Here is an 18,578-nt window from a genome sequence, read left to right on the forward strand (position 1 = left end):
TCTTTATTATCCTCGATCGTTTTACATAATCAAACCGGAACCGCACAGGGAGGAAATTCGCCCCCAAAAGGGGGCGAAAAGCGCATCAGCGGCTGGCCGATGACGGAGAAAGCGTGGAAGGCGGGGAGAAGAACACATCACCAAACAGTGCGGTGGAGACCTTACGCACCCCAAGCCCGGCAAGGGTGCAGAGCAACAGGCTGGCAAACGGGTAGACCAGAATCAACGTCAGCTCCGCCCAGACCGGCCAGTATGCGGCATTCATCTCACCAATCAGGAACAGGCTAAAGGCCTCAATCAGGATGCGATGGGTGGTATAAATCGCGATGGTATTAGAACCGATCACGTTAAGCAGATTATTAGGATGGACGGCATAACGTTGCTCAATGCTGTAGAAAAGCTTCATGATTAACACAATCGACAGCAGGGAGAGCAGCAGCGGGACGTTAGCAAACCACAGCACCACAGAGACGGCAGCGAACGCGGCTAACGCCAGCCAGGCGCGACGCAGATTGAACCCTTTCATCCACGCCATCAGCTCAGCGCCATACCACGCGCCGAGGCTGTAGTAGATCATGTTACGCACCACGCTGTTCATTCCCCACCACGGCAGCGGCAGGAAGTTTGTCGCGACGCTCGCCAGTGCCAGCAGCCCCAGTACCGGCAGCTTCCAGCGGCTCAGCAGTTTACACAGCGTGAAATAGACCACCAGGGCATACAGATACCAGAGACTGGTGCTGGCGGTGAGCATTCCCTTCACAAACCCGGAAAGGGAATCGGCATAGGCCGCATTGGAGGAAGTGGCCAGTTCACGCTCGGGAGCAAGCCAGGCGTTAAGGTGGCTCAGCGCCTGCCATTGCAGAACGCCCCACAGCGCCAGTACCCAGACAATGCTCCAGATCCGTTTATCGAGACTGGTACGCCAGTCCACCTCATCGATGTAACGTCGAATCAGATAGCCGGAAATGAAGAAAAACACCGGCATGCGGAAGGGAGCAAGATAGAGATTAAAATAGACCCAACATTTGGCGAGAAGACCGGATAACGGATGTTGTAACCCATTGAGATGGGGATAAAAGGTGATGACTGAATGGTAGATAACCACCAGGCAAATACACAGCCCTTTTATCTGGTTAATCCATAATGCTTTTTGCTTCATTGTTCGCGACTACCTTTTTGCCATAAACGAACGAACAATTGTTGTTAAACAAAACCGTGATGTAACGGGTAACAGTCTGTATCAGGAGGTTTTTCGGAAAAGGTGGAGGCTGTACAGTGAGGTTTCAGAGAGTAGTACCCTGATTTATCTGAATTTTTCAGAAAAATGATTACCAAAGCTTACGGTTTCAGTCATTTACGCTTAAGGGATTCGCTTATATACTCGTGGGTCTGCTATCAGCAAACAGACGGATTTCATGTACCAACCTGTCGCACTCTTCATAGGCTTACGTTATATGCGTGGGCGCGCCGCGGACCGCTTCGGTCGCTTTGTCTCCTGGCTTTCGACTATTGGCATTACGCTTGGCGTAATGGCTCTGGTGACGGTTCTTTCCGTCATGAACGGCTTTGAGCGCGAGCTGCAAAACAACATCCTGGGGCTGATGCCGCAGGCTATCCTCTCCTCAACCAACGGTTCCGTTAACCCACAACAGCTCCCGGAAAGCGCGGCGAAGTTACAGGGTGTCACGCGCGTTGCGCCGTTAACCACGGGCGATGTGGTGCTGCAAAGCGCCCGTAGCGTGGCGGTCGGCGTGATGCTGGGCATTGACCCGGCGCAAAACGACCCACTGACGCCATTCCTCGTGAACGTGAAGCAGACCGACCTGGAAGCTGGCAAATATAACGTGATCCTCGGCGAGCAACTGGCCGGGCAGCTTGGCGTCAACCGTGGCGACCAGCTGCGCGTAATGGTACCGTCGGCCAGTCAGTTTACGCCGATGGGACGTTTGCCAAGCCAGCGCTTATTCACGGTGGTTGGCACGTTTGCCGCCAACAGCGAAGTCGATGGTTATCAGATGCTGGTGAATATTCAGGACGCGTCACGTCTGATGCGCTATCCGGCGGGGAATATCACCGGCTGGCGCCTGTGGCTCGACGCCCCGCTAAAAGTGGATACCCTCAGCCAGCAAACGTTGCCGGAAGGGACCAAATGGCAGGACTGGCGTGAACGCAAGGGCGAGCTGTTCCAGGCCGTGCGGATGGAAAAAAATATGATGGGGCTGCTGCTGAGCCTGATCGTGGCGGTCGCGGCCTTCAACATCATCACCTCACTGGGGTTGATGGTGATGGAAAAGCAGGGTGAGGTCGCTATTCTGCAGACTCAGGGGCTAACGCCGCGCCAGATCATGGCGGTATTTATGGTGCAGGGTGCCAGTGCCGGGATTATCGGTGCGCTACTCGGTGCGGTGCTGGGGGCGCTGCTCGCCAGCCAGCTTAACAATTTAATGCCGATCATCGGCGCTCTGCTTGATGGTGCGGCGCTGCCCGTGGCTATCGAACCGTTACAGGTGATTGGAATTGCGCTGGCTGCGATGGCCATTGCGCTGCTTTCTACGCTTTATCCTTCCTGGCGCGCTGCCGCCACTCAACCCGCTGAGGCTTTACGTTATGAATAAGATCCTGTTGCAATGCGACAACCTGTCCAAACGCTATCAGGAAGGCACTGTGCAGACTGACGTGTTGCACAATGTGAGCTTCAGCGTGGGCGAAGGTGAGATGATGGCGATTGTGGGCAGTTCCGGCTCCGGGAAAAGTACGTTATTACACCTGCTCGGTGGGCTGGATACACCCACCAGCGGTGACGTGATTTTCTCCGGCCAGCCAATGAGCAAAATGTCATCTGCGGCAAAAGCGGAGCTGCGTAACCGCGAGCTGGGCTTTATCTACCAGTTCCACCACCTGCTGCCGGATTTCACGGCGCTGGAAAACGTGGCGATGCCGCTGCTGATTGGTAAAAAGAAACCCGCAGAAATTAACACCCGCGCCAGCGATATGCTGAAAGCGGTTGGGCTTGGGCATCGCGGTAACCATCGTCCTTCTGAACTTTCCGGCGGTGAACGCCAGCGTGTGGCCATTGCGCGTGCGCTGGTCAACAATCCGCGCCTGGTACTGGCGGATGAGCCAACGGGTAACCTGGACGCCCGCAACGCGGACAGTATTTTCCAGCTGCTGGGTGAGTTGAATGCCTCGCAGGGAACCGCGTTTCTGGTGGTAACCCACGATCTCCAGCTGGCAAAACGGATGGGACGTCAGCTTGAGATGCGCGACGGTCATCTGAACCCAGAACTAACCCTGATGGGGGCGGAGTAATGGCTTCACCGTTATCGTTACTCATAGGGTTGCGTTTTAGCCGCGGACGTCGTCGCGGCGGCATGGTGTCACTGATCTCGGTGATCTCCACCATCGGTATTGCGCTGGGGGTGGCGGTGCTGATCGTGGGCCTTAGCGCCATGAACGGCTTTGAGCGTGAACTGAACAACCGCATCCTGGCGGTGGTCCCGCACGGTGAAATCGAACCGGTGAATCAGCCGTGGACGCACTGGAGCGATGCCCTGAGCAAAATCGAAAAAGTGCCAGGCATCGTGGCGGCCGCGCCTTACATTAACTTTACCGGGCTGGTCGAGAGCGGCGTTAACCTGCGTGCCATTCAGGTAAAAGGGGTGAACCCGGTGCAGGAAGAGCGCCTCAGCGCGCTGCCAAAATATGTGCAAAACGGCGCGTGGGCAAACTTCAAGGCCGGTGAACAGCAAATTATTATGGGCAAAGGCGTTGCCGAGGCCCTGAAGGTTAAGCAGGGCGACTGGGTCTCTATCATGATCCCGAACGCCAGTGCCGACCACAAGCTGCAGCAGCCTAAACGTGTACGCCTGCACGTCACCGGTATTCTTCAGTTAAGCGGCCAGCTCGATCACAGCTTTGCGATGGTGCCGATGGAAGATGCGCGCCAGTATCTCGACATGGCCGACAGCGTGACGGGGATTGCCATTAAGGTCAACGACGTCTTCAACGCCAATAAGCTGGTGCGTGATGCCGGCAGCGTGACCAATAACTATGTCTACATCAAAAGCTGGATTGGCACTTACGGTTATATGTACCGTGATATCCAGATGATCCGCGCCATTATGTATCTGGCGATGGTGCTGGTGATTGGGGTCGCGTGTTTTAATATCGTTTCGACGCTGGTGATGGCGGTCAAAGACAAGAGCGGCGACATCGCCGTCCTGCGTACCCTGGGGGCAAAAGACGGTCTTATTCGCGCCATCTTTGTCTGGTACGGTCTGCTGGCTGGACTGTTCGGGAGCCTCTGTGGCGTGGTGATTGGCGTGGTGGTTTCTCTGCAGCTGACGCCAATTATCAATGGCATCGAGGCGCTTATTGGCCACCAGTTCCTGTCAGGTGATATCTATTTTATTGACTTCCTGCCGTCTGAATTGCACTGGCTGGACGTTTTTTATGTGCTGGTAACGGCACTTTTACTGAGTCTGCTGGCAAGCTGGTATCCGGCGCGTCGCGCAAGCCGAATTGATCCGGCGAGGGTACTAAGTGGCCAGTAATTACGTCATGATTTAGCGGTCGTCAGGCCGCCAAATCAAAAAGAGGAATGCGTGATGTATTATGGATTTGATATTGGCGGCACCAAAATTGCGCTGGGCGTGTTTGATAAAAACCTCAAACTGCAGTGGGAAACCCGCGTTCCCACACCACGCGAAAGCTATGATGAATTTTTAACTGCCATTGCCGCGCTGGTGGCGCAAGCTGATTCACGTTTTGGCGTGAAAGGCAGCGTCGGCATTGGTATTCCGGGAATGCCCGAAACTGACGATGGTACGCTGTATGCGGCCAACGTTCCTGCTGCCAGCGGTAAACCGCTGCGCGCCGATCTCTCCGCTCTGCTTGAACGCGACGTGCGTTTAGATAATGATGCCAACTGTTTTGCGCTCTCCGAAGCCTGGGACGATGAGTTTCAGCGCTATCCGCTGGTGATGGGTCTGATCCTCGGCACGGGCGTAGGGGGAGGGATCGTCATCAACGGTAAGCCGATTACCGGGCGCAGTTACATTACGGGAGAGTTCGGCCATATCCGCCTGCCGGTTGATGCCCTGGCGGTAGTCGGCCGCGACTTCCCGCTGACCCGCTGCGGTTGCGGTCAGCATGGATGTATTGAGAACTACCTCTCCGGACGTGGGTTTGCATGGCTTTACGAACACTTCTATCATCAGAAACTTGAAGCCCCTCAAATCATTACCTTGTGGGAGCAGGGGGATGCGCAGGCGCGAGAGCACGTTGAGCGCTATCTGGATCTGCTGGCGGTGTGTCTGGGTAATATTCTCACCATCGTCGACCCGGATCTGCTGGTGATTGGGGGAGGGCTTTCAAACTTTAGCGCGTTAACGGAACAGCTGTCCGGGCGTTTGCCCCGACATTTATTGCCGGTTGCCCGCGTGCCGCGTATTGAACGTGCGCGACACGGGGACGCAGGAGGGATGCGCGGAGCCGCATTCCTTCATCTCACCGATTAGTTTACGAGGTTTTTATGCTGTCGCGTCGCTTAGGTCGACTCAGCCGTTTTCGCAAAAATAAACGCCGCTTACGTGAGCGCTTGCGCCAGCGGATCTTTTTCAGAGACAGAATGATGCCAGAAGCGATGGATAAACCCAGAGTGGTGGTGCTGACCGGGGCGGGGATCTCCGCAGAGTCAGGTATTCGTACTTTCCGCGCTGCGGACGGGTTATGGGAAGAGCACCGTGTTGAGGATGTGGCGACGCCGGAAGGCTTTGCCCGCGATCCGGATCTTGTGCAGGCGTTTTATAACGCCCGCCGTCGTCAGCTGCAGCAGCCAGAGGTTGTGCCTAACCCGGCGCATCTGGCGCTGGCGAAGCTGGAAGAGGCGCTTGGCGATCGTTTTTTGCTGGTTACGCAGAATATCGACAATCTGCATGAACGGGCCGGTAACAAAAACATCATCCATATGCACGGTGAACTGCTGAAAGTTCGCTGCGCCTGGAGCGGTCAGGTGCTGGACTGGAAAGAGGACGTGCTGCCTGAAGATAAGTGCCACTGCTGCCAGTTTCCGTCGCGCCTGCGCCCGCATGTGGTCTGGTTTGGTGAAATGCCGCTTGGTATGGATGACATTTACAGCGCGCTGGCCATGGCGGATGTCTTTATCGCCATTGGCACGTCTGGCCATGTCTATCCGGCGGCCGGCTTTGTTCACGAAGCGCGGCTGCACGGTGCGCATACGGTTGAGCTGAATCTTGAGCCGAGCCAGGTGGGCAGCGAGTTCGAAGAGAAGCACTATGGCCTGGCCAGTACCGTCGTACCGGAGTTTGTCGATAAGCTCCTGAAAGGGCTGTAATCGCGATAGCCTGAAAAGGCACCCGTCCTGCGGGTGCCTTTTTTGTTTATGGCGTAAAGTACGCCAGCGTTTTCTCCAGCGATTTCGCCTGTTCGTCCAGCGACAGGGCCGCTGCCGAGATCTGTTGTACCAGGGACGCGTTCTGCTGGGTCGTGCTGTCCATCTGATTGACGGCAATGCTGACCTGGCTAATTCCCCGATTCTGCTCATCCAGAGCCTGAACAATATCGTTAATCACCAGATGCACATGCGACACGGCCTCAATGACCTGCTTCATCATGACGCCGGTTTCATTGACCAGCTCAACGCCTTTGCTGACACGGCCTGAAGACTCGGCTATCAGCTGGGAGATCTCTTTTGCCGCGTTGGCGCTTCGCTGGGCAAGGTTGCGAACTTCACCCGCCACCACTGCAAAACCGCGCCCCTGTTCGCCCGCGCGCGCCGCTTCTACGGCGGCATTCAGCGCCAGAATATTGGTCTGGAAGGCGATACCGTCCACAATGCTGTTGATCTCTCCAATCTTACGGGCGCTTTCGTCAATTTCCCCGATCACCACCACGACATCGTTGACCAGCGTCTCGCCATGTCCGGCAAGGGTCGCGGCGCGATCGGTAAGGGTGGTAGCTTTGTGCGCATTGTCGGCGTTATTTTTCACCGTGACCGAAATCTCTTCCATGCTGGCCGCGGTTTCGACAATCGCCGCTGCCTGTTCTTCGGTGCGTGAGGCCAGATCGAGATTGCCTGCCGAAATTTCACTGGTGCCACCGTGAACGGAGTGGCTGGCTTCGCTGATGTTACCCACGATGCGCTTGAGCTGCATCTGCATGGTGTGTAGGGCGTAAAAAATACTGCTGGTATCCCCGGGACGCACCGGGATAGCGTTGTTCAGGTCGCCTCCGGCCACGGCCAGCGCGATCCCGGCGGCATCTGACGGTTCGCCCCCCACCGGGCGGTCCACTTTACGGGTAAAGATTTGCGCCATGACCAGGCTGACAACCACAATGCTTAACACCATCAGGAGGATGGCTTTCAGTAAAAATTGTCTTGCCTCGGCCATCACTTCGCTGACCGGGGTGACGATAGCCAGCTTCCAGGGCGTCTGACTGTTGCCGATGGTAATCGCCTGCCAGGTGATAAACGCCTCTTCCTTCAGTTGAGGATCGTTTGTGCGTATCACCTCATCCCCTGTGACAGTTCCGGTGTAAGGCTTGCCTGCGGCACGTTTATCCGGGCTGGAAACCACGCTGTTGCCCGCCGACAGAAGCAGGGCGTAGCCTGTACCGTTCCACGGTTTAATCGCCCCGATCATCGATTGCAGGGTGGCGAGTGAGAAATCCGACGTGACGGACCCCAGGAACTGACCCTCACGCATGATGGGGGCGGCAATCGAGGTGAGCATTACGTCCACCCCATTGTAGGGATAAATATAGGGTTCGATGATGACATCTTTTTGCCGTTGCTTCGGCAGCAGATAATAATCGCCGCTGCCGGGCGTTTCGATGTCCGTCAGCAGATGTAATGCCGGTTTGCCTGTGGCGTCGCGGTCAACGTAGCGGGCGTAACGTCCGGCGGGATCTTCACCGCTCTGACCGGCAAAGGTGGCATCGTTGCCATCGAAGGCATCAGGTTCAAAGGCCATCGACATTGAAAGAAATTGAGGGTGCGCTGAGAGATAATGGATTAGCAGCTGGTTGAGTCCCTGTCGATCAGCGATGCCCGCGTCGCGCAGTGCCTGAGCGCTATTTCCCATATCACGCGCGGCCGCCAGGGCGGAATCCATCTGTTTACTGACCTGCAACGACTGCACTTCAGCAATCTGACGGATGTGTTTTTTAGCCAGCACTTCTTGCTGATCCATCCACTGCCACATCATAAAACCGATCGTTGCCGTAAAGCCCACCGTCACGGTGAGGAAAATGGACAATAGCATCAACGTCTTGACTCTTATTTTTTGTTTTCGGACCATGGCGTCTTTCATTCTCAACTCCCGTAATGACGTGCATGTCGGGCAGGCACAGATCACTTATCGGATATTTCGCCATGTTTCTGTAGAGCACCGGGTATATTTAATTTAAATTTTTGATCGCTAATTCCCGTTAATTAGTGTGGATGCTTTTATTTTGTGCATTCAATCAAATTAGTGTTCGATAATGCTCGTTATCGTTGTGCAGATAGGGGATGCTAATAAATATAAAGACGTTCAGGAGGATGGGATATGTATGGATTTATCGCGAGACAACCCATTTTTAACCTCGATATGAATACCGTGGCCTATGAGCTGCTTTTCAGAGACGGAATGACCAACCGTTTCCCGGATGTGTCGGCGGAATATGCCACATCCAGAATGATATCAGACCAGTTCTTATCCGTGCCGTCCCAGCGCATCGCCGGGGAACATACGTCGTTTATCAATTTTCCTTCCCGGATGATTATCGACCGCAGCGCTGAGGCGCTGGACAAAAACAACGTGGTCATTGAGATCCTGGAAGATGCTGACCCGGGTGAGGCGCTTTTGCAGGCCGTGAGAGAAATGTATGAGCACGGGTACTGCTTTGCGCTCGATGATTTCACTCTCGCACCGGAATGGGATGTTTTCTTGCCCTATATTTCCATCATCAAATTCGATGTCCAGAATTACACCTTAGCGCAAATTCAAAATTACCTGAGTGAGCGTAAAAGCCTGACCGGGCATATTAAATATCTGGCTGAAAAAATTGAGACTAAAGAGGAATTCAAACAATACAGCGATGCCGGATTTTCTCTTTTTCAGGGATATTTTTTCTGTCGTCCGGAGGTGATTAAATATAAACGGCTATCGCAAAATCAGCTTGCAATTTTCCGTCTGCAAATGGAAGTAGGACGCAATAAACCTGACTTTCGAATCATCGAGGCGTTAATCAAAAGCGACCTCACGCTGTCCTATAAAATCATGCGCTATATGAAGCACACCGCTTTTAAACACATGGGGGCCTGTAATTTCAGCAAGTTAACCCTGAGTGAAGTGCTGAGGTATCTTGGAGAAAATCAGCTCAGAAGGTTTGTAGCCGTTGTAGTGCTGGCAAGTGCAGCCAACGACACCGTCACCGAGCTTTACCCGATGAGTATGATGCGCGGGAAATTCTGTGAACTGATTGCCGAGAAACTGAACGAGCCGATGCTGGCTGAGAATGCGTTCATGTGCGGTCTGTTCTCACTGCTTGATACCCTGCTTGAGCTGCCGATGGCAGAGCTGATGACGCAAATTGCTGTCCCGCAGAGCGTGAGTAATGCGTTGTGCCATCAGGAAGGGCAGTTAGCGGACATGGTTCGCCTCTGCCATTACTACGAGCAGCAGCAGTGGGATGAGGCAAGCAGAATAAGTCACGCGCTGGGGCTGGCAGAGGAAGACATCGTAGAGGCGATGAGGAAGGCCACGATCTGGGCCGGGGAGAACGCCGTCAGTTAATCGTTCCTCACTCCGCTAAGACGGAGTGAGGAAGAAAGCCTGGCCGCTTACCGGCCCGCTTTTAATTTCTGGTAATACTCTTCATAGATGCGGCTTGCGTCACCGACATCGTTTTGCCACTCGCCTTTACTGATGGTTTGCGCATCCGGATAGAGCGATTTGTCGTTCGCGACGGCCGGGCTGAGCAGCTTGCGCGCGGCGAGGTTCGGGGTGGGATAACCAATGGTCTCCGCAACCTGTTTCGCGACGTCCGGGCGCAGCAGGAAGTTAATCAGCTTCAGGGCACCGTCAACGTTCTTCGCGTTTGCAGGAATAGAGAGGCTATCCATCCAGAAGATCCCGCCTTCTTTCGGCCACACTACCTCCAGCGGCGTACCGGCCTGACGGGCAACATACGCGGAGCCGTTCCACACCATGCCCAGATTCACTTCGCCTTCCATATAGGGGTTTGCCGGGTTATCAGAGTTGAATGCCGCCACGTTAGGCATCAGCTTTTTCAGCTCGTTATAGGCCGCTTCAATCTCTTTCGGGTCCGTCGTATTGCCTGAGTAGCCGAGCTTACGCAGCGCCACCTGGAACACTTCGCGCGCGTCGTCGGTTAACAGCAGGCTGCCTTTGTATTCCGGTTTCCACAGATCGGCCCAGCTTGTAACGGTTTTCGGATCGATAGCCTCGCTGTTGACCCCAATGGCGGTTGCGCCCCAGATGTAAGGAATGGAGTAGTCGTTATTCGGGTCAAACGGCTTATTGAGCATCTCCGGATCGAGATTGTTGAAGTGAGTGAGCTTCGTTTTATCGATCTTCTGAATCATGCCCTCTTTGCGCATTTTATCGACGAAATAGGTCGACGGGACGACCAGATCGTACGCGCCTTCTTTGTAAGTTTTGAGCTTGGCGTACATGGTTTCATTCGACTCGTAGGTAGAATAGATAACCTTGATGCCCGTCTCTTTCGTGAACTGCTCCAGCAGGCCAGGTGGCACATACTCGGTCCAGTTATAGAAATAGAGCGTTTTGCTGTCATCAGCGTGCGCGGCACCCATTCCGAGCACCAGTGCCGCAGCGGCAAGCATTTTTTTCATTTCATTGTCCCCTGAGATTTTGTTTTATCACGAGCAATAACCTGGCTGGCAATCACCAGCACCAGCGAGAACACTAACAGTATGGTCGCCAGCGCGTTCACCTCGGGCGAGACGCCGACTTTCACCATTGAATAGATCTTCAATGGCAGAATTTCATAACTCGGGCCGGTGACGAAGGAGGAGACCACCACATCGTCCATCGACAGGGTAAAACTCAGCAGCCATCCGGCAGCAACGGCGGGCATCGCCAGCGGCAGGATGATTTTGCGCAGGATGGTCATCTCACTGGCACCCAGATCTTTTGCGGCTTCCAGCATGCGCACGTCAAACCCTTTCAGGCGTGCGAAGACGGTGACCACCACAAACGGCAGGCAGAAAGTGATGTGGGAGAACAGCAGTGACCAGAAGCCCAACTGGACGCCCAGCAGCATAAACAGCACCAGCAGCGAAATCGCCATGACGATATCCGGCGACATCATCACCACAAACAGCATCCCGCTGACGAACGGTTTACCCCGGAAGCGATAGCGGTAGAGCGCCACGGCGGTAAGCGAACCAATCAGCGTGGCGAAGGTGGCGGAGAAAATCGCCATCGTCAGGGAGTGCTGAGCAGCCTGCAGCAGGCTGTCGTTGTTCATCAGCAGGCTGTACCAGTTGGTAGTGAAACCTTGCCAGTTGATGCCGAAACGCGAGCTGTTAAACGAGTTCACGATCAAAATAATGATCGGAATATAAAGATAGGCATAGATGGCGGTCATAAAACCGCCGCGAAGCAGTCGACCGATCATTCGAGTTCCACCTTTTTATTCAGTAATCGTGAAGCACGCCAGTAGATCAACAGCATCAGGCCCATCACCACCGTGAGCGTAATGCTGGTGGCGGAACCGAACGGCCAGTCGCGAATGTTCAGGAACTGGCTCTTAATCACGTTGCCGATAAGCAGGTTTTTCGCGCCGCCCATCAGGTCGGACACGTAGAACAAGCCCATTGCCGGCAGCATTACCAGCAGACAACCTGCAATGATGCCAGGCATGGTCAACGGAATGATAATCCGGATAAAGGTCTGCAGTTTGCTGGCGCCCAGGTCTCTCGCAGCTTCCAGCAGCGGTTTATCCAGCTTCTCAATGCTGGAGTAGAGCGGCATCACCATAAAGGGCAGCAGGATGTAGACCAGACCCACAATGACCGCACCCGGCGTAAACATGATGCGCACTGGCGTATCAATCACGCCCAGCCACAACAGGAACTCGTTCAGATAGCCTTTGGTGCTGAGGAAAATTTTCAGCCCGTAGATGCGGATCAGGGAGTTGGTCCAGAAAGGCACGATCAGCAAAAAGAGCAGCAGTGGACGCACTTTTTGCGGCAGACGTGCCAGAAACCATGCAAAGGGATAACCCAGCACCAGGCAGGCAACGGTGGCGATCAGCGCCATATTAAGCGAGTGCAACAGCACGTCAAAATAGAGCGGATCGAGCAGACGCGAGTAGTTGTCCAGCGTAAAGACCAGCTTTACGAAGTCAGTATCGTCGCGGGTCAGGAAGCTGGTGGCGATGATCATCAGGTTGGGTAAGAAGACAAACAACACAAGCCAACCGACGATAGTAGCAATCACCACATTCTGGAATTTACTTGTGTTCTTCATCAGCCAGTACAACCTCCCAGCTTTCTACCCAATTGATAACCATTTTCTGGTCGAGGGAGTGGTCGAAATCAGGGTCGTCCTCATTAAAGAACTCGCTGACCATCACCATCTTACCGTTTTCCAGTTCGACGACAGACTCCAGCGTCATCCCTTTATAGTTGCGCTCCCGGATATAGCCAATCAGGCCCTCGGCATCAGTATTGCCGTGGATCTCTTCAACGCGCAGATCCTCCGGTCGCAGCAGGACGTTGAGCTTTTGCCCTTTTTCGACGGCGAAATTCACGGTGATATTGCACTCGCGGCCTTCTACGTTGGCCCGCACGCGCTGTTCGTCCAGGCGTTCAATCACCGTGGCGTTGAAAATGTTGATTTCCCCAATGAAGCTGGCCACGAACAGGTTTTTCGGCTCTTCGTAGATTTCACGTGGCGTGCCGTCCTGCTCGATTTTGCCGTCACGCATCACCACGATACGGTCCGACATGGTGAGTGCCTCTTCCTGATCGTGGGTAACGAAGACAAAGGTAATGCCGAGCTTGCGCTGCAGGGCTTTAAGCTCGTTCTGCATCTGCTTGCGCAGTTTGTAGTCCAGCGCGGAAAGTGACTCATCCAGCAGGAGCAGACGCGGTTTATTGACCACAGCGCGGGCGATAGCAACGCGCTGCTGCTGGCCGCCGGAAAGCTGGTGTGGCTTACGCTGGGCAAATTCTTCCAGTTGCACCATGCGCAGCGCGTCGGTAACGCGAGCAGGGATCTCGCTGGCCGGCGTTTTTTGCATCCGCAGGCCAAATGCGACGTTCTCGAACACGGTCATGTGCGGAAACAGGGCATAGCTCTGAAAAACGGTATTCACGTGCCGCTCTTCGGCGGGAACCTGGGTGATATCCTGGTGTTCAAGGTGGATGTGACCGCTATCGACGTTTTCCAGTCCGGCGATAAGGCGCAGTACGGTTGTCTTGCCGCAGCCAGAGGGGCCAAGCAGCGTGAGGAACTCACCGTCATTGATGGTCAGGTTGAGCCCGGAAATAACATCTTTACCATCAAAACTTTTACGAATTCGTTCCAGTTGCACCAGCGGTGAACGTGAACGGGATTGTGTATTCAATTTTTGCGCTGTCCCATATAGACGCTCCGGGATGCAGACCGAAGCGGGGTTTGTGTGTAACCACCTTGGTGACTCGTAATGAGGGCGGACATTCTACGGCAAACCACTGTAATCGCCAATCCTTGTCACTGATTCATAAGCTACATTTACTAACGGATACGATATAAACGGAAAATATTCTCGTTTGCGGGATAAAAGTGACCTGACGCAATATTTGCCTTTTGATGCTTATTGATAATGTTGTCACAAAAAGTGAGGGTGACTGCATGGATAAATTACTTGAGCGTTTTTTACAGTACGTTTCGCTGGATACCCAATCTAAACCGGGTGTCCGCCAGGTGCCAAGCACCGAAGGCCAGTGGAAGTTATTAAACCTGCTCAAAGAGCAGCTCGACGCCATAGGGCTGGTTAACGTCACGTTAAGCGAGAAAGGCACTGTGATGGGAACGCTGCCTGCGAATGTATCCGGTGATATCCCGGCGATTGGCTTTATCTCCCATGTCGACACCTCTCCGGATTTTAGCGGTAAACATGTGAACCCGCAGATTGTTGAAAACTACCGCGGCGGTGACATTGCGCTGGGGATTGGTGACGAAGTGCTGTCGCCGGTGATGTTCCCGGTGCTGCACCAGCTGCTCGGTCAGACGCTCATCACCACCGACGGCAAAACGCTGCTGGGTGCCGATGACAAAGCGGGTATTGCCGAGATCATGACGGCGCTGGCGGTGCTGAAAGAGAAAAATATCCCGCACGGGGATATCCGTGTCGCCTTTACGCCGGATGAAGAGGTCGGCAAGGGGGCAAAACACTTCGACGTAGAGGCCTTTAACGCGAAGTGGGCCTATACCGTCGACGGTGGCGGCGTAGGGGAACTGGAGTTCGAGAATTTCAACGCCGCGTCCGTGACAATCAAAATCGTCGGAAACAACGTTCATCCTGGCTCCGCCAAAGGGGTCATGGTGAACGCGTTGTCGCTGGCGGCGCGTATTCATGCGGAAGTTCCGCCAGAAGAGAGCCCGGAACAGACCGACGGTTATGAAGGTTTTTATCACCTGACCAGCATTAAGGGCACCGTAGACAGTGCGCAGATGCACTACATCATTCGCGACTTTGACCGTAAAGCATTTGAAGCGCGTAAACGTAAGATGATGGAGATAGCCAAAAAGGTCGGTAAGGGCCTGCATCCGGATTGCTATATCGAGCTGATTATCGAAGACAGCTACTACAATATGCGCGAGAAAGTGATGGCGCATCCGCATATCCTCGATATCGCGCAGCAGGCAATGCGTGACTGTGATATTGAACCGCTGTTAAAACCGATTCGTGGCGGCACAGACGGTTCGCAGCTGTCGTTCATGGGGCTGCCTTGCCCGAATCTGTTTACCGGTGGCTACAACTATCACGGCAAGCACGAGTTCGTGACGCTGGAAGGTATGGAAAAAGCGGTGAAGGTGATTGTGCGAATTGCGGAGCTGACCGCGGCGCGGTAATGACAAAAAAAAAGGCCGGGTCAGGCGAAGCCGCCACCCGGCACGCTTTACTTTACGGTTTAGTCCTCAAAGAACCAGTACCCGCTGTTCACCAGCGCGGCGAGCATCGCGAGGAAAGAGGGATCTTCCAGCGCATCGCCAAAGGTATCAGCCGTTAAGGTCAGGTGGCTGGCAATAGCCTCCAGCGCCGGACGGTGAGGGGAGTCCAGCTTCTCGCCGTTAACGAAAACATCTTCACCGATGCGCAGTACGCGCAACCCGCCCAGACGAACCAGTTTGTCGCCCTGCTGCAGTGCGTCATAAATCTCGTCGGCCTGGTATGGCGGCTCTGGCGGTGCCACATCCAGCTCATGGCGTGACTGGCTGATAAACTCACCAAACCACTGGCTGAAATGCGCCGGTTCATTGATCAAATCCAGCATCATGCCGCGAAGCTTGTCCAGTTCGGCTGGCACAATATCAGCAGGGTGCTCGCGTGCAGGCACATCCGGATCGCTGTAACGATGGCTGCCCAGTTCACGCTGCAGCACGTAGTCAGCAAAGCCGCTGATCATTTCGCGACCGCTTGGTGCGCGGAATCCGACGGAGTAGTTCAGCGAGTTTTCCAGCGAATACCCTTCGTGCGGGAACCCTGGTGGGATATAGAGAATATCACCCGGCTCCAGCTCTTCATCGATAATCCCTTCAAACGGATCGACCTGAAGCAGGTCCGGATGCGGGCAGTGCTGTTTCATCGGCACTTTGTCGCCCACGCGCCAGCGGCGGCGGCCTGTACCCTGAATGATGAATACGTCGTACTGGTCCAGATGCGGACCAACGCCCCCTCCTGGCACGGAGAAGGAGATCATCAGATCGTCCATTCGCCAGTCGGGCAGGGCGCGGAACGGACGCATTAACGCCGCAGTCGGTTCATGCCAGTGGTTAACCGCCTGAACCAGTAATGACCAGTTGTTTTCACCGAGGTGATCGTAGCTTTCGAAAGGACCGTGGCTGACCTGCCATTTCCCGTCCTGGTGGCTTACCAGGCGGCTGTCGACTTCGCTCTCCATGGCCAGGCCGGCCAGTTCGTCAGGGGAGAGGGGATCGACAAAATTGCTGAACCCGCGTTTAAGAACGACCGGGCGTTTCTGCCAGTAACGTTCAATAAATTCGGGCCAGTTAAGTGTTAAGTGATAATCCATATTTTTTTATTCCGCAGGCTCTTACTGACTCGGATTATAACGGAAGCACAGGAGCCTGGGTGCGAGATCCTCGCATTTTTCACATAACGGGTTAACTATCGTTCGATGTGGGCTGCTGGCGACCGAAAATGACCTCCATTCTGGCGCCTCCGAGTAAACTGTCTTCGGTTTCAATTTTTCCGTCGTACTGGTCGACGATTTCGCGTGCCACCGCTAACCCAACCCCCTGGCCGGGGCGCAACGTATCCGCACGCTGACCGCGGTCGAATACCACATCACGTTTATTGCGCGGGATCCCCGGGCCATCATCCTCAACGATAATATGCAATTCGTTATCCGTCTGACGCGCGGAAACTTCCACGAATTCCAGGCAATATTTACAGGCGTTATCCAGCAGATTGCCCATCACTTCCATGAAATCATTTTTTTCACCAACAAAGCTGATTTCGGGAGAGATATCGAGGCTGATATTGACCCCTTTGCGCTGGTAAACCTTGTTGAGCGCGGAGGTGAGGTTATCCAGAAGCGGTGCCACAGGATGCAGTTCGCGGCTCAATAACGCGCTGCCGGAACGCATGCTGGCACGGTGCAGATAGTAACCAATTTGCTGAGAAATACGGCTGATCTGTTCCAGCATCACCGGCTCGGCGTCATCAACGCTCAGCTTTGAGCTGCGCATCGAACGCAGGGTACTTTGCATCACCGCCAGCGGCGTTTTCAGGCTATGCGTGAGGTCGGTGAGGGTGGTGCGGTATTTATCATAGCGCTCACGTTCGCTTTTCAGCAGACGGTTGAGGTTACGCACCAGGCTTGTCAGCTCGCGGGTAGTCTCCGGGTTGAGCTTCTCACGATGATGTTCTTCCAGCTCGCGCACCTCTCTCGCCAGCGATTCGATGGGGCGTAAACTCCACCACGCGGCGAGCCACAGCAGCGGGATCACCAGCAGCAGATTCGCGGCCAGAACATAGACGAACCAGTTCCATACCATATAAGAACGTTTAAGTTCGACCGGGATGGTATCGACCACCACGATAGTTAACTGCGGCATGTTCATCGTGGCCGGGTAGAGGTTAATCGCCACGGAATGCGTCATTTCTGTTTCGGCATCGTCTGCGCGGATCTCATTCAGCTTTTGCTGCAGGGAGCGGTCCTCGCGCAGCAGCGAGCTGGTGGTGTTCAGATCGGCTTCAAGTTCGTGGAAACCATTGGTCTTAAGCCATTCCGGACGAATACTTTTAACCAGCCATGGGATATCGCGTTGTGCCCAAAGTAGTTTTCCCTTTTCGTTATAAATCAGGGCCAGGGTCGGGCTTTGCTGGTTAAGGTTTTCCGGCATTTCGACGGTGATCGTGTTGTTTTCCCATTTCGCCAGGGTATAAAACAGGTTGCTTTCACCACGCAACAGCCGAAAAGTTGTTTTATCAAAACTGACGCTGTAGCCCACCAGAGCCACCATGCCGTAGGAGAGGGATAACACCAGCACGACGGCGGCCGTTGCCAGTAAAAAGCGAACCCGCAGCGAGAGGGGCAGAATATGACGCAAGATCCCTTTCATTTAGCGTATTTCGAACAGATAACCCTGACCACGGACGGTCGTGATCACGTCCTGCGGGTACTCCGCCTGAATTTTCTTGCGCAGACGTCCCATCAACACATCAATCGTGTGGCTCTCACGCAGCTCGGCATCCGGATAAAGCTGAAGCATTAAGGAGTCTTTGCTCACCACTTTGCCGCTGTTGCGGATTAACGTTTCCATGATGGTGTATTCAAACGCGGTCAGCTTAATGACTTCATTATTGATCGAGAATTCACGACGGGAGAGATCAACCTGGAAAGGGGGAATCGAAATCACCTGGGAGGCCAGGCCGCTGTTGCGGCGTAGCAGTGCCTGCATGCGTGCCGCCACTTCTTCGATGTGAAACGGTTTGGTGACGTAATCATCCGCGCCCGCGCTGAGCACTTCAACCTTGTCCTGCCAGCCTTCACGTGCGGTCAATACCAGAACCGGAAGGGAGACATCATGGCTGCGCCAGCGACGAATCAACGACAAACCGTCTTCATCAGGCAATCCGAGGTCGACGATGGCGATGTCCGGCAGGTGCTCATTGAGATAATAATCGGCTTCTTTTGCATCTTCGGCATCGTCCACCTGATGTCCCATCTCCTGAAGCTGAACCTTCAGGTGATGGCGTAGCAATGCGTTATCCTCAACAACCAGTACGCGCATCATCTTTTCTCCCTATATGAATGGTATGAATAGTTTAACGCTGATTATGTTGTT

At 54.2% G+C, this 18,578-nt stretch carries 16 protein-coding genes; 7 read left to right on the plus strand and 9 right to left on the minus strand.

The features are described from left to right. Window positions 1-85 precede the first annotated feature (85 nt). Complete coding sequence (locus tag JTA15_RS04255; RefSeq protein WP_219372896.1) at window positions 86-1,159, minus strand: acyltransferase family protein; 1,074 nt, start codon at window positions 1,157-1,159, stop codon at window positions 86-88. Window positions 1,160-1,415: 256 nt separating this feature from the next. Here JTA15_RS04255 and lolC point away from each other — a divergent pair, with 256 nt between their 5' ends. From lolC to cobB, 5 genes are read left to right on the plus strand one after another with little or no spacing between them, the layout of a single operon-like run. Next, window positions 1,416-2,615, plus strand: coding sequence for a lipoprotein-releasing ABC transporter permease subunit LolC (lolC, locus tag JTA15_RS04260; protein ID WP_025204446.1), 1,200 nt, complete (start codon window positions 1,416-1,418; stop codon window positions 2,613-2,615). After that, entirely contained in the window at window positions 2,608-3,309 is a 702-nt protein-coding gene (lolD, locus tag JTA15_RS04265) for a lipoprotein-releasing ABC transporter ATP-binding protein LolD (RefSeq protein ID WP_020884656.1), read from the plus strand. Before lolC ends, lolD begins: the two co-directional genes overlap by 8 nt. Continuing rightward, on the plus strand, window positions 3,309-4,553 hold the full coding sequence (gene lolE / locus JTA15_RS04270) for a lipoprotein-releasing ABC transporter permease subunit LolE (RefSeq protein WP_014169597.1): 1,245 nt from the start codon (window positions 3,309-3,311) through the stop codon (window positions 4,551-4,553). Before lolD ends, lolE begins: the two co-directional genes overlap by 1 nt. A gap of 54 nt (window positions 4,554-4,607) precedes the next feature. Further along, on the plus strand, window positions 4,608-5,519 hold the full coding sequence (gene nagK / locus JTA15_RS04275; RefSeq protein ID WP_025204444.1) for an N-acetylglucosamine kinase: 912 nt from the start codon (window positions 4,608-4,610) through the stop codon (window positions 5,517-5,519). Window positions 5,520-5,533: 14 nt separating this feature from the next. Beyond that, window positions 5,534-6,355: a Sir2 family NAD+-dependent deacetylase gene (gene cobB, locus JTA15_RS04280; RefSeq protein ID WP_014169599.1), complete on the plus strand. Its 822-nt coding sequence runs from the start codon at window positions 5,534-5,536 to the stop codon at window positions 6,353-6,355. Between the two features lie 46 nt (window positions 6,356-6,401). Here cobB and JTA15_RS04285 read toward each other — a convergent pair whose 3' ends face one another. After that, entirely contained in the window at window positions 6,402-8,333 is a 1,932-nt protein-coding gene (locus JTA15_RS04285; protein ID WP_163304188.1) for a methyl-accepting chemotaxis protein, read from the minus strand. A gap of 237 nt (window positions 8,334-8,570) precedes the next feature. Between JTA15_RS04285 and JTA15_RS04290 the strand changes: the two genes are divergently transcribed. Next, window positions 8,571-9,800 carry an EAL and HDOD domain-containing protein gene (locus JTA15_RS04290; protein ID WP_049023821.1) on the plus strand — a complete coding sequence of 410 codons (1,230 nt, stop codon included), beginning with the start codon at window positions 8,571-8,573 and terminating at the stop codon, window positions 9,798-9,800. Between the two features lie 47 nt (window positions 9,801-9,847). Here the strand turns inward: JTA15_RS04290 and potD are convergent, their stop codons facing one another. From potD to potA, 4 genes are read right to left on the minus strand one after another with little or no spacing between them, the layout of a single operon-like run. After that, on the minus strand, window positions 9,848-10,882 hold the full coding sequence (gene potD, locus JTA15_RS04295; protein ID WP_014169602.1) for a spermidine/putrescine ABC transporter substrate-binding protein PotD: 1,035 nt from the start codon (window positions 10,880-10,882) through the stop codon (window positions 9,848-9,850). Further along, on the minus strand, window positions 10,879-11,670 hold the full coding sequence (gene potC, locus JTA15_RS04300; RefSeq protein ID WP_014169603.1) for a spermidine/putrescine ABC transporter permease PotC: 792 nt from the start codon (window positions 11,668-11,670) through the stop codon (window positions 10,879-10,881). The genes potD and potC overlap by 4 nt, the downstream gene beginning before the upstream one ends. Then, window positions 11,667-12,524 (minus strand): spermidine/putrescine ABC transporter permease PotB, encoded by an 858-nt coding sequence (gene potB / locus JTA15_RS04305; RefSeq protein WP_020884651.1) that lies wholly within the window; start codon window positions 12,522-12,524, stop codon window positions 11,667-11,669. Before potB ends, potC begins: the two co-directional genes overlap by 4 nt. Next, on the minus strand, window positions 12,508-13,659 hold the full coding sequence (potA, locus tag JTA15_RS04310) for a spermidine/putrescine ABC transporter ATP-binding protein PotA (RefSeq protein ID WP_181240015.1): 1,152 nt from the start codon (window positions 13,657-13,659) through the stop codon (window positions 12,508-12,510). The genes potB and potA overlap by 17 nt, the downstream gene beginning before the upstream one ends. A gap of 233 nt (window positions 13,660-13,892) precedes the next feature. Here potA and pepT point away from each other — a divergent pair, with 233 nt between their 5' ends. Then, a complete protein-coding gene (pepT, locus tag JTA15_RS04315; RefSeq protein ID WP_181240007.1) occupies window positions 13,893-15,116 on the plus strand; it encodes a peptidase T in 1,224 nt (407 codons plus the stop codon). A gap of 59 nt (window positions 15,117-15,175) precedes the next feature. On the opposite strand, the gene JTA15_RS04320 is transcribed toward pepT, so the two are convergent. From JTA15_RS04320 to phoP, 3 genes are all read right to left on the minus strand, one after another. Further along, a complete protein-coding gene (locus JTA15_RS04320; protein ID WP_032677894.1) occupies window positions 15,176-16,297 on the minus strand; it encodes a cupin domain-containing protein in 1,122 nt (373 codons plus the stop codon). Between the two features lie 91 nt (window positions 16,298-16,388). After that, window positions 16,389-17,852: a two-component system sensor histidine kinase PhoQ gene (phoQ, locus tag JTA15_RS04325; RefSeq protein ID WP_032681238.1), complete on the minus strand. Its 1,464-nt coding sequence runs from the start codon at window positions 17,850-17,852 to the stop codon at window positions 16,389-16,391. Beyond that, window positions 17,853-18,524: a two-component system response regulator PhoP gene (gene phoP, locus JTA15_RS04330; protein WP_032670531.1), complete on the minus strand. Its 672-nt coding sequence runs from the start codon at window positions 18,522-18,524 to the stop codon at window positions 17,853-17,855. Window positions 18,525-18,578: the final 54 nt, after the last annotated feature.

Source organism: Enterobacter sp. BIDMC 29, from assembly GCF_019378755.1.
Classification (GTDB): Bacteria; Pseudomonadota; Gammaproteobacteria; order Enterobacterales; family Enterobacteriaceae; genus Enterobacter; species Enterobacter ludwigii.

Excerpts from the sequence above, each read along its gene's own strand:
- lolD (WP_020884656.1), top strand. The coding sequence starts at position 2,608 with ATGAATAAGATCCTGTTGCAATGCGACAACCTGTCCAAACGCTATCAG.
- nagK (WP_025204444.1), top strand. The coding sequence starts at position 4,608 with ATGTATTATGGATTTGATATTGGCGGCACCAAAATTGCGCTGGGCGTG.
- phoP (WP_032670531.1), bottom strand. The coding sequence starts at position 18,524 with ATGCGCGTACTGGTTGTTGAGGATAACGCATTGCTACGCCATCACCTG.
- lolE (WP_014169597.1), top strand. The coding sequence starts at position 3,309 with ATGGCTTCACCGTTATCGTTACTCATAGGGTTGCGTTTTAGCCGCGGA.
- potB (WP_020884651.1), bottom strand. The coding sequence starts at position 12,524 with ATGAAGAACACAAGTAAATTCCAGAATGTGGTGATTGCTACTATCGTC.
- lolC (WP_025204446.1), top strand. The coding sequence starts at position 1,416 with ATGTACCAACCTGTCGCACTCTTCATAGGCTTACGTTATATGCGTGGG.
- JTA15_RS04290 (WP_049023821.1), top strand. The coding sequence starts at position 8,571 with ATGTATGGATTTATCGCGAGACAACCCATTTTTAACCTCGATATGAAT.
- JTA15_RS04255 (WP_219372896.1), bottom strand. The coding sequence starts at position 1,159 with ATGAAGCAAAAAGCATTATGGATTAACCAGATAAAAGGGCTGTGTATT.
- potC (WP_014169603.1), bottom strand. The coding sequence starts at position 11,670 with ATGATCGGTCGACTGCTTCGCGGCGGTTTTATGACCGCCATCTATGCC.
- JTA15_RS04285 (WP_163304188.1), bottom strand. The coding sequence starts at position 8,333 with ATGAAAGACGCCATGGTCCGAAAACAAAAAATAAGAGTCAAGACGTTG.
- JTA15_RS04320 (WP_032677894.1), bottom strand. The coding sequence starts at position 16,297 with ATGGATTATCACTTAACACTTAACTGGCCCGAATTTATTGAACGTTAC.
- cobB (WP_014169599.1), top strand. The coding sequence starts at position 5,534 with ATGCTGTCGCGTCGCTTAGGTCGACTCAGCCGTTTTCGCAAAAATAAA.
- phoQ (WP_032681238.1), bottom strand. The coding sequence starts at position 17,852 with ATGAAAGGGATCTTGCGTCATATTCTGCCCCTCTCGCTGCGGGTTCGC.
- pepT (WP_181240007.1), top strand. The coding sequence starts at position 13,893 with ATGGATAAATTACTTGAGCGTTTTTTACAGTACGTTTCGCTGGATACC.
- potD (WP_014169602.1), bottom strand. The coding sequence starts at position 10,882 with ATGAAAAAAATGCTTGCCGCTGCGGCACTGGTGCTCGGAATGGGTGCC.